The sequence below is a fragment of the Rhodococcus sp. PSi06 genome (assembly GCF_054960675.1).
The window spans coordinates 182,297-193,049 of the sequence record NZ_JBHNYO010000012.1 but is presented as its reverse complement, the minus strand read 5'-3'; the positions used below and the strand labels follow the sequence as shown (position 1 = coordinate 193,049).

At 64.4% G+C, this 10,753-nt stretch carries 10 protein-coding genes and 1 pseudogene; 10 read left to right on the top strand and 1 reads right to left on the bottom strand.

The window, feature by feature from the left end; translation table 11 throughout:
- The 10 genes and pseudogenes from ACFI9K_RS17290 to ACFI9K_RS17245 all read left to right on the top strand — a co-directional run.
- Positions 1-410 (top strand): annotated as a pseudogene (locus ACFI9K_RS17290) (hypothetical protein); the annotation flags it as partial.
- A 119-nt stretch (positions 411-529) separates the two neighbouring features.
- Positions 530-1,738 (top strand): lipase family protein, encoded by a 1,209-nt coding sequence (locus tag ACFI9K_RS17285; RefSeq protein ID WP_462664626.1) that lies wholly within the window; start codon positions 530-532, stop codon positions 1,736-1,738.
- Positions 1,735-3,486, top strand: coding sequence for a S15 peptidase family protein (locus ACFI9K_RS17280; RefSeq protein WP_462664625.1), 1,752 nt, complete (start codon positions 1,735-1,737; stop codon positions 3,484-3,486). The genes ACFI9K_RS17285 and ACFI9K_RS17280 overlap by 4 nt, the downstream gene beginning before the upstream one ends.
- Positions 3,487-3,521: 35 nt before the next feature.
- Positions 3,522-4,721: a lipase family protein gene (locus ACFI9K_RS17275; protein ID WP_462664639.1), complete on the top strand. Its 1,200-nt coding sequence runs from the start codon at positions 3,522-3,524 to the stop codon at positions 4,719-4,721.
- A 179-nt stretch (positions 4,722-4,900) separates the two neighbouring features.
- The gene (locus tag ACFI9K_RS17270) at positions 4,901-5,422 is read left to right on the top strand and encodes a DUF3558 domain-containing protein (RefSeq protein ID WP_462664624.1); all 522 of its coding nucleotides are present in this window, start codon (positions 4,901-4,903) and stop codon (positions 5,420-5,422) included.
- A 19-nt stretch (positions 5,423-5,441) separates the two neighbouring features.
- Positions 5,442-5,843 carry a hypothetical protein gene (locus ACFI9K_RS17265; RefSeq protein WP_462664623.1) on the top strand — a complete coding sequence of 134 codons (402 nt, stop codon included), beginning with the start codon at positions 5,442-5,444 and terminating at the stop codon, positions 5,841-5,843.
- A gap of 155 nt (positions 5,844-5,998) precedes the next feature.
- Positions 5,999-7,141 (top strand): low temperature requirement protein A, encoded by a 1,143-nt coding sequence (locus ACFI9K_RS17260; RefSeq protein ID WP_462664638.1) that lies wholly within the window; start codon positions 5,999-6,001, stop codon positions 7,139-7,141.
- A complete protein-coding gene (locus ACFI9K_RS17255; RefSeq protein WP_462664622.1) occupies positions 7,138-7,893 on the top strand; it encodes a phosphoglyceromutase in 756 nt (251 codons plus the stop codon). Before ACFI9K_RS17260 ends, ACFI9K_RS17255 begins: the two co-directional genes overlap by 4 nt.
- A gap of 137 nt (positions 7,894-8,030) precedes the next feature.
- Positions 8,031-9,203, top strand: a complete 1,173-nt coding sequence (locus tag ACFI9K_RS17250; protein WP_462664621.1) for a sensor histidine kinase — start codon at positions 8,031-8,033, stop codon at positions 9,201-9,203.
- Positions 9,200-9,889, top strand: coding sequence for a response regulator transcription factor (locus ACFI9K_RS17245; RefSeq protein ID WP_222061304.1), 690 nt, complete (start codon positions 9,200-9,202; stop codon positions 9,887-9,889). The genes ACFI9K_RS17250 and ACFI9K_RS17245 overlap by 4 nt, the downstream gene beginning before the upstream one ends.
- Before the next feature lie 101 nt (positions 9,890-9,990).
- Here the strand turns inward: ACFI9K_RS17245 and ACFI9K_RS17240 are convergent, their stop codons facing one another.
- Positions 9,991-10,743 carry a hypothetical protein gene (locus ACFI9K_RS17240; protein ID WP_462664637.1) on the bottom strand — a complete coding sequence of 251 codons (753 nt, stop codon included), beginning with the start codon at positions 10,741-10,743 and terminating at the stop codon, positions 9,991-9,993.
- Between the last annotated feature and the right edge of the window lie 10 nt (positions 10,744-10,753).

The following is a 10,753-nucleotide window of genomic DNA, read 5'->3' as shown; positions in this document are numbered from 1 at the left end:
GGGGGGCCCCCCCCCCCCCCCCCCACCTCGATCGACCCGGCTTCCCATGGCAGATGGTCGTACCGCTGTCGCTGGTGGGGGCAGGCCTGGGTTCGGTGATCGCGCCGCTGCAGGCCACCATTGTCGCCCGCGTGCGACCCGATGCCATCGGTTCCGCGTCGGGGATCATGCCGACGGTCCAACAGGTCGGGTCCGCGGTGGGTACTGCGGTCGCCGGTGCCGTGTACTTCGCGCTGCTCCCTGCGCAGGCGGGGGCAGCCGATCACCTGGACGCTCAGCGCACCGTGCTGTTCGGAATGGCCGTGACCATGGCCGTGGCCACCGCTGTCGCGATGGCACTGCCGCGAGGCGACCGAGTCGACACCGAATACGCGCCGGCACCCGTGACGGCACCCCAGAGGTCGCCGTGACGGAAATTCCGCCCAACGAACATCATCGAGCCGAACATCATCGAGCCGAACTTCGATGCGAGCAATCCCCGGTCCGCACAATGGCCCGGGCCCAATGGAAATCGAGAAGAGCTTCTACCATGCGCCGCACCCTCTTGACCCTGACGACCGCCGTCGGGCTGATGTCGATGTTGTTGGTCACCGCACCACAGGCCTCGGCTGCGCCCACCGACCCGACACCGGTGCCCGGAACGCTCTACGCGTCGGTACCGGATCTGTCCGGTTTCCAGAACGGTGATGTCGTTGCCAACAGACGTTTTTCGAGTCCCCTGTACCCCGGTGCCGACATCTGGCAGCTCCAGTATCGATCGTCCGATTCCAGGGGCGACGCGATCGCCGCAGTGACCACAGTTCTCGCGCCGGCGAACCGCGTACCCGGTGCGCCACTGCTGTCCTATCAGCCGTTCGTCAACGCGCTCGGGTTGCAGTGCGCACCATCGGAATCGCTGTTCGGTGCCGATCCGACGACCGGCGTCCAGGAGCGCGAATTCCTGAACCTGGCTCTGATGCGCGGATGGTCGGTAGCCGTTCCCGATCATCTCGGACCCAAAAGCGCCTACGGCGCAGCCAAATTGGGTGGTCAGATCACACTCGACGGCATCCGCGCCGCCCAGCGGGTCCCCGAACTCGGATTGTCGGGCGGCCCCGTCGGAATGGCCGGGTACTCCGGTGGCGGAATGGCGACGGCCTGGGCGGCAGCGCTCGCTCCGAGCTATGCACCCGAGTTGAACATCGTCGGTGCTGCTGCGGGCGGCGTTCCTGCCGACCTGGACAACATCGCTCGCTCGCTCGGCTTCCAGCCGCACCAGGCGTTCGGGCTCGCATTCGCCGCCGCTCTGGGCCTCGAACGCGAGTACCCCGATCGGCTGCCGATCACCGCGCAGCTCAACCCTGCCGGCCTGGCGTTGAAGGATCAGGTCTCCAACGCCTGCACACCGGTGATCCTGGCCACCGGAGCGTTCAAGAGCGCTCTTGCGGTCTCGACCAACACCTCGTTGGTGGACAGCCCGGAGGCGCAGCAGATCATCGACGAGAACAGCTTGGTGAACTATCCGGGCGTTCCCACCGCACCCACGCTTCTCTGGGGAAGTGACCGGGATCCCCTGATACCGATCGCCGCCTTGCGGGACACCGCTGCGCGGTACTGCGCGAGTGGTGCCACCCTGCAGTTCGACGTCGTTCATGCCCCGCAGCACATCCAAGCGGCGTTCGAGGGTCTGCCCGCTGCGCTCACTTTCCTGGACAACAGGTTTCGGGGTGTCGCACCGCCGACGAACTGTGTCCGATGAAATTGTTCTCGACCGTGGTCGGTGTCACCGCGTCCGCTCTGGTCGTGGCGGCCGCGCCCGCTCATGCTGCGGACCTTCCGGTGCTGGCTCCGCAATCGTTCGGCACATTCTCGGTGCAGACGCGATACTTCGACGTCGCAGTGGGTCCTGAGCGGGATCAGCACTGCACCGTCGTGGGCGACGTCTACGTTCCGGATGGCCTGGGCCCGGACAACCGGGCTCCGGCCATCCTGGCCAGCAACGGTTTCGGCGGATCCAAGGACGATCAAGCAGGTGCTGCGGCGAGATTCGCCACCCACGGCTACGTGGTTCTGTCGTACTCCGCGTTGGGCTTCGGTGGCTCGACGTGCAAGATCTACTTCGCCGATCCCGATTACGACGGCGTCGCCGCATCGGACCTCATCGGCTACCTCGCCGGTGACAACGCCGGCGTGTTCACCGACGCCGCTCTCTCGAACCGAGCCCCCTCACTGGACGTGGTTCGCCTCGATGCTCCGCAGGATCCCCGCGTCGGCTATCTCGGTGGTTCCTACGCCGGTGCAACGGGATTGGCGACTGCGGCGGTGGATTCGCGCCTCGACACGGTGGCGTCGATGATCACGTGGAACGACCTCGCTCACTCACTGGCCCCCGACGGTTCCGGACGCAGGCCCGTCGGGCCGGTCAAGAGCGTCTTCGGTTCGGCGTTCCTGGCGGCCGGAGCAGTCCTGGCCGGTCCGGGCGGGTACGCGGCCGATCCCGCGCGGGCAGAGGGATGTCCGAACTACGCCCAGTGGGTGTGCGATGCCGCGTCCGCATTCGCGGACAACCGGGAACCCGATTCGGGAACCGTCGCGGCGATGCGGCACGTCTCGCCGGCGGACTATCTCGATCGAGTCGATGTCCCGGTTCTGCTCACCCAGGGCCAGAAGGATTCTCTGTTCAGCCTGGACGAGGCAGCCGCCACCTTCGAGACTCTGCGGGCGCGTGGAGTGGAAACGTCCATGGTCTGGCACTCGTGGGGACACAACGATCGGAAGGGCTACCCGGGAGAGTTCGACATCAAGGCCCCCGACCCGTTCAACCAACACGAAGCGGCGCTGGTGGGAAATTGGCTCGACCGGCACCTCAAGGACAAGGACGTCGACCCGGGGCCGGCATTCACCTACTTCCGAGACTGGGTGCCCTACAACGGCGTCGCGTCGCCGGCATACGAGGAGTCGCAGACGTTCCCCGTCGGCACCGGACGCATGTTCCAGTTGGCCGACGGCACTCTGTCCCAGGGCGACGCCCCGAGTGGTGCGTGGACACAGACGATTCGGGATGCAGGCAGTCCGATGCACACCACTCTCGGCCTCCCGAACATTGCTGCGGAACTGCCAGTTCCTCGCGTCTCTCTACCAGGTTCTGCCGCTACCTGGACAACCGCGCCGCTGACCGAACCCGTCGACGTCGTCGGCGCACCGGAACTGTCCATCAGCCCCACGGTGTCCGGGCCGGCAACCGTGTACGTCACCGTCGTCGACGTGGCACCGAACGGCACGCGGAGTCCGATTCACGGACTCGTCGCACCCGCTGTTCTCACACAATCCTCGGACCCGGTGTCCATGTCGCTACCCAGCATCGTCCATCGATTCGACCGCGGCCACCGCGTGGGCGTCGACATCACCGCGTCCGACCCGTCCTTCGCCGGTGGACCCGGCCCAGCAAACGTCACTTTCTCTTCGACGGATTCGACCAACCGACTCTCTTTGCCCACAGTGCCGTGACACTCCGATCTGCTTACTCCGAAAGGCTCGCCGTGATCCGCAAACTCCTCGTCCTGGGGTCCATTCTGGTGGCGCTCTGCGCTTCCCTGTTCGCAACGGGCGCAACAGCTTCGGCTGCCCCTGCGCCGACTGCCCCCGATCCGGACGTCTTCTACGCGGCACCGGCCGACATCGCCGATCACGCGCCGGGTGACATCCTCGCCAGCCGTCGGGCCGACGCATGGATGTACCCCAACACCGACATCTGGCAGCTCAAGTACCGGTCGACCAACTCCGCCGGTGCTCCCGTTGCCGCGGTGACGACCGTGCTGATGCCGCGCGGTAAAGGCGCGGGAACGCCGCTCGTGTCCTACCAGGCCGTCATCAATGCCCTGGGTGTGAAATGTGCACCCTCGCACGGCCTCTTCACGTACGAGATCGGTGAAGCTCCGAGCCTGTACGTCGGAATGGTCGCCCGCGGTTGGGCGGTTGCGGTGCCGGACTACCTCGGACCGACCGGTGCCTACGGCGCTGCCGAGTACGAGGGTCGGTTGACGCTCGACGGTGTGCGGGCCGTGCAGAACTTCGAGCAGTTGCCGCTGAAGGACAGCCCGGTCGCTCTGCTCGGTTACTCCGGAGGCGCACTGGCGACATCGTGGGCCGGTGCGATGGCACCCACCTACGCCCCCGAGCTCAACATCGTGGCCAGCGTGCACGGCGGAACGCCTGCCGACCTGGGATTGATCGCAAAGAACCTGGGCTACAGCGCGATTCCGCACCCGGCCTTCGGCATGGCGTTGGCGGCATCGCTCGGACTCGAACGTGAATACCCCACCGAGTTCCCGGTCTCGGAAAACCTCAATGCGGCAGGCCTGGCTCTGCGAGATCGCGTCAGTAACGAATGCCGGCGCCCCATCATCATCGGCGGAGCGTTCAAGAGCGCGAGAGACCTGTCGAACGTCGACATCGCGTCGCTGCCCTCAGCGCAGGCGGTGTTGAAGAAGAACAGCCTCGTCGACTACGAAGGCGTCCCCACGGCACCGGTCTACATCTGGCACGGCATCAACGACTTCATCACCCCGTTCGCGCCGGTGAAGGAAACAGTCGATCGCTACTGCGCAGCAGGTGCCACAGTGCAATTCCGCGCGTACCCGTTGGCTGAGCACTTCAGCGGATCGCTCGTCGGACTGCCCGAGGCCTACGCCTACGTGGACGCACGATTCCGAGGTGAGCCGGCACCGTCCAATTGCGGCTGATGTCCGCTCGGTGGTGACCTCACACCCTTTTTGTCGACTGCGCGCCCCTGCTCCGAAGTGAGCGGGGGCGCGCAGTCGGTAGTAGGGGTGTGAGGTTGCCGTGGAACCGGGACGCTGTTCGCCGCGTCCAACCGACTGTGAGTAGAACGCGGTTATGGGTGGCGGGGTTGGTCGCAGCGATGACGCTGGTCTCCGGATGTGGTGAGTCGACGTCGGGTGCGCCGGTTTCCGAGCCGACGACATCGACGGTTGCCGCGCCGGTCGCAGCCGAGCCATGGGATCCGTGCACCATCCCGGACAGTGCCGTCGAGGCAGCGGGATTGGACGTGGGAAGCAAGAGCTCGAATCTGTTCGGAGACGCCCCGCTGTCCAACGACTGGAAGACGTGTGTCTGGACCGACCCCGACCCTGGGTCGTGGTATTTCCTGGGAGTATTTTCCTCGACTCACGACCTCGAGTATGTAGAAGCGAACGACCAGTTCGACAGCTTCACTCCCGTTGACGAAGACGGTTTCGTGCAATTTCGACGTACTGCGAATTACGAAGAAGTCAGCTGCGGCACCGCGTATGAAGTGACCGGGGGAATCCTGTACTTCATTCTCGATGGAAGGGCTGGACGCGATCCGGCGGGGGATCCGTGTTCGGAAATCGGGCGGGTCACGAAATCGTTGCAGACCAACCTGCCCACGCGGGCACGGTAGACAGAAAGGCTCCGGTTCGATGGCTTCTGGAAACGGTGATCTGTTCGAGTCGATGCAGTATTGGCGAGAACTCTCGGAGCGCGCCGAATCAGGGTTGATGGAAATTCCCGCGGACGTTGCTTCTCGGTGCGACCAGGTCTGCGCTGACTACATCGACCACTTGGCAGGCATGCTGGGGAAAACGAAGTTTCTCGTCGATCTCGACGCATTCGGCGAACTACCGTCGGCCCAGATGTTGGGTGCGAAGTTCAAGCGACTGGCCGATGGCGATGAAGGCTCGGCCGCTGTTGTCATCCGTCAGCACATCGAGGTCATCGAATTGATGCGCTCGGTGTTTCGCCGCTATTTCGTCGAAACCGACGCTGTCGATCAGAGTGTGGGAGCTCGGATCGGCGGTATCGGAGCGGATCTGGGGGAGTAGGTCTACAACCTCACACCCTTTTTCGAGACCGCGCACCCCCGCTATGCGCTGAACTCCGGCGCGCAGTCGGCAGAAAGGGTGTGAGGTCCCGCCACCGATTGCGTCGCATGACTTAGTCTGCGAGCGTGAATCTCTCCACTGGGCGTCTGGTGCCGATGCGACCGCGCGATCCGAACGAACCGCATCGCGCTGCGAGTCCGCTCGAATTGTTCTTCGACCTCGTGTTCGTCGTGGCCGTGAGTATCGCCGCGGTGCAGCTCCATCACGCGCTCACCGAGAACCACGTCGCCGACGGTCTGCTCAGCTACGTGCTGGTGTTCTTCGCGATCTGGTGGGCGTGGATGAACTTCACGTGGTTCGCCACGTCCTTCGATACCGACGACTGGCTGTATCGGACGTTGACCGTGGTGCAGATGGCCGGCGTGCTGGTGCTCGCTGCCGGAGTCGAATCGGCGTTCGTGGACAAGGATTTCGTGATCGTGGTGCTCGGCTACGTGGTGATGCGCGTGGCGATGGTGACGCAATGGGTTCGAGCATCGCGGTCGAGTGAATACAAGAAAACTGCGCTGACGTACGCGACGGGGATTGCGGGAGTTCAGGTTCTGTGGATTCTGTGGCTGCTGCTCTTCGACGGCACGGCCGCCATCATCGTGTTCTTCGTACTGGCAGCGGCGGAGATGTCGGTTCCCCTGATCGCCGAACGCAGCGGGGCAACCCCGTGGCACCCGCACCACATCACCGAACGCTACGGGCTTTTCACACTGATACTGCTCGGCGAAAGCCTGCTCGCATCGGCCAATGCCATCATCGAAGCGCTGCACGACGAGACGGCACTGGCTCCGTTGATCGCCATTTCCGTCCTCACTCTCGTCGTCACCGCGAGCCTGTGGTGGATCTACTTCTGGCCGCCGCATCACCGGGCGATCGGAAAATTCGGAAACTCGCTGATGTACGGATACACGCACTTCTTCATCTTCGCCGCGGCGGGCGCGTTCTCGGCCGGCATCGAGGTCGAGATCGACGTCCTGACCGAGCACAGCAAGCTCGGCGACGTCGCCGCGTCGTTCACCGTGACGATCCCGATCGCGGTGTTCGTCCTCGGCGTCTGGCTCGTAGCCATCCGCGCCCACGCGGACCGCGTCGTGAACATCGCAGTTCCGGTCGGTGCTGTGCTCGTGTTGCTCGACCCGATCATCCCCATCCCGATCACCCTGACCGCAGTGGTCATGATCGTCGTCGTCGGCGTGCTCGTCGCACGCGGGCCAACCGAGGTCGAGCATGAGAAACTGACCACATGAGTATCGGAACCCTGATTCTGCTTCGTCACGGCGAGAGCGAATGGAACGCGTCCAACCAGTTCACCGGCTGGGTCGACGTGAAACTGACCGAGAAGGGCGAAGCCGAGGGCAAGCGCGCCGGCCAGCTCCTCGCCGAGGCGGGTGTGCTGCCCGACCTGCTGTACACCTCGTTGCTACGTCGGGCGATCAGCACCGCGAACCTCGCGCTCGACGCCGCCGATCGGCACTGGATCCCGGTCGTGCGTGATTGGCGCTTGAACGAGCGGCACTACGGCGCACTGCAGGGCTTGAACAAGGCCGAGACCAAGGACAAGTACGGCGACGAGCAGTTCATGCTGTGGCGTCGTAGCTACGACACCCCGCCGCCTGCGATCGAGGTCGGCAGCGAGTTCAGCCAGGACGCCGATCCTCGTTACGCCGAGCTGGACAGTGTTCCGCTGACCGAATGCCTCGCCGATGTGGTCGAGCGGCTGATTCCGTACTTCGAGGAGACGATCGTCGCCGATCTGAAGGCCGGCAAGACGGTGCTGGTCGCGGCCCACGGCAACTCGCTGCGCGCGCTGGTGAAGTACCTCGACAAGATCTCCGACGAGGACATCGCCGGACTGAACATTCCCACCGGCATTCCGTTGCAGTACGACCTCGCCGAGGTCGACGGACGGCTCGAGCCGACCAACCCGGGCGGTACCTACCTCGATCCGGAAGCTGCGGCCGCGGGTGCTGCTGCGGTGGCGAACCAGGGCGGTCAGTAGCTCCGTCACGCAGAAACCGGCAGTTTGTCGAAACTGCAGGTGAACGAACGAAGAACACTGCCGACGAGGACTATGACGACCAGGGAAATGCCTGCACCCTGCGTATGTGAGCCGTCCATCGAACGTACGATTCCGGTGTGAGTGTTGCATCGGCCGTACTACTGGCAATTGCCACGGCCTTCGTGGGATACCTCGTCGGCGGTGTTCTCATTCCGTATCTCAACACTCGACACTCGGAGCGTCGCCGCGCCACGTCCGGTCTGACGATGTCGCAGGTACTGGACCTGATCGTGCTCGCGTCGGAGAGCGGTATCGCCGTCGTGGATCAATTTCACGACGTCGTGCTGTCGAATCCGCGGGCAGAAGAGCTCGGTCTGGTGCGTAATCGTGCCATCGACGAGCGGGCCTGGGCTGCGGCGACGAAAGTGCTGTCCGACGGCAATCCCGTCGAAGTCGACCTCAGCTCCAAGCCCCCGCGGCCCGGCCGCGACAAGATCGCCGTGCGATGCGTCGCGCGGTTGCTCAGCAAGGAAGACCGGCGCTTCGTGGTGCTCTTCGCCGACGACGATTCCGAGCAGGTACGGATGGAGGCGACGCGCCGCGACTTCGTGGCCAACGTCAGTCACGAACTCAAGACGCCGGTCGGTGCGATGAGCCTGCTGGCCGAGGCGCTGCTCGAATCCGCCGACGATCCCGATTCCGTCCGGCACTTCGGCGAAAAGGTCGTCGCCGAATCCAAACGGTTGGGCAACATGGTGACCGAGCTGATCGCGCTCTCGCGACTGCAGGGGGCCGAGAAGCTGCCGGACCTCGAGGTCGTCGACGTCGACACCGTCGTCAACGAAGCCATGGACCGCTCCAAGCTCGCCGCCGAGAACGCCGGCATCTCCGTCACCACCGATCACCCGAGCGGACTCGAAGTACTCGGCGATCAAGCGCTGCTGGTGACGGCGCTCGCCAACCTGATCCAGAATGCGATCGCCTACTCCTCCAACGGATCACCGGTGTCGGTGAGCCGGGCACTGCGCGGGGCGAATGTCGCGTTCGCCGTCACCGACCGCGGAATCGGGATCGCCAAGGCGGACCAGGAACGCGTCTTCGAGAGATTCTTCCGCGTCGACAAAGCTCGGTCGCGGGCCACCGGCGGCACAGGCCTGGGCCTGGCCATCGCCAAACACGTCGCAGCCAACCACAACGGCAGCATCTCGTTGTGGAGCAAGCTGGGCACCGGATCCACCTTCACCCTCCAGATCCCCGCGTACTTCGAAGAAGAAGACGACGCTGCGGTTACAGAAAGAGAGAATCAGTGACCAACGTTCTGATCGTGGAAGACGAAGAGTCGTTGGCCGATCCACTGGCCTTCCTGCTCCGCAAAGAAGGATTCGAGGCAACCGTCGTCGGCGACGGACCGTCGGCCCTTGCGGAATTCGATCGCGCCGGTGCAGACATCGTGCTGCTCGATCTCATGCTTCCCGGCATGAGCGGAACCGACGTCTGCAAGCAATTGCGTTCGCGCTCAGGCGTTCCCGTCATCATGGTGACCGCACGCGACAGTGAGATCGACAAGGTGGTCGGTCTGGAACTGGGAGCGGACGATTACGTCACCAAGCCGTACTCGGCTCGTGAATTGATCGCTCGCATCCGCGCCGTGCTGCGCCGCGGCAGCGACGCCGAGGTGGACGGCGGAACCGACACCGGGGTACTCGAAGCCGGCCCGGTACGAATGGACGTCGAGCGTCACGTGGTGATGGTCGGATCCGATCAGATCACGTTGCCGCTCAAGGAGTTCGACTTGCTCGAATACTTGCTGCGCAATTCCGGGCGGGTACTGACTCGGGGACAGTTGATCGACCGAGTGTGGGGTGCCGATTACGTGGGCGACACCAAGACGCTCGATGTGCACGTCAAGCGACTGCGCTCGAAGATCGAGTCCGACCCGGCCAAGCCGGAGCACCTCGTGACCGTGCGCGGACTGGGTTACAAGCTCGAGGGGTAGAGCCTGCGGCATGTGAGTGCTGAGCCCGCGGTCGTTCCGCGGGCTCCACTCCGGTCCTCGTAGTGGGCTACGAGGTTTCGCTCACATGCGGCGCAGCGGCTCTATCGACGCTGAGCCTCACGGGTAGCCGGATGCACTGCGATCAGCCCGAGGCCACGGCGACGCTTGCACAGCGACGCGAGTTCCTCGTAGGCCGCCTTGCCGAGCAGCTCGGTCAACTCGGGCTTGTAGGACTCGAACACCTGCTTCGCCCCCACATGGGCGTCGGGGGAGCCGGAGCAGTACCAGTGCAGATCGAGTCCGCCCTCGCCCCAACCGCGTCGGTCGTATTCACCGATCGTGGTCTTGAGGATTTCGGAGCCGTCGGGCCGCGTCACCCAATCCTGGGTGCGCCGGATCGGTAACTGCCAGCACACGTCGGGTTTGACCTCGAGCGGTTCGATGCCCTTGCGCAGCGCCATCGAGTGCAGCGCGCAGCCGATGCCGCCCTCGAACCCGGGTCGGTTCTGGAAGATGCAGGCACCCTTGTACCGGCGGGTGCGCAGGGACTGCTCGTCGTCGAGATCGTCGTATTCGACGTATCCCTTCTTGCCCAGGCCCTTGTCCATGAGCTGCCAGTCCCGCGGGGTGAGCAACTTCACCGACTCGTCGAGCTTGCGTTTGTCGTCCTCGTCGGACAGGAACGCGCCGTGCGAGCAGCACCCGTCGTCGGGCCTGCCCTCGACGGTTCCCTGGCATGCCGGGGTGCCGAACACGCAGGTCCAGTTGGACAACAGCCAGGTGAGATCGGCAGCGATGAGATGTTCGGGATTGTCCGGATCGGGGAATTCCACCCATTCTCTGGGGAAATCCATCTCGACCTCT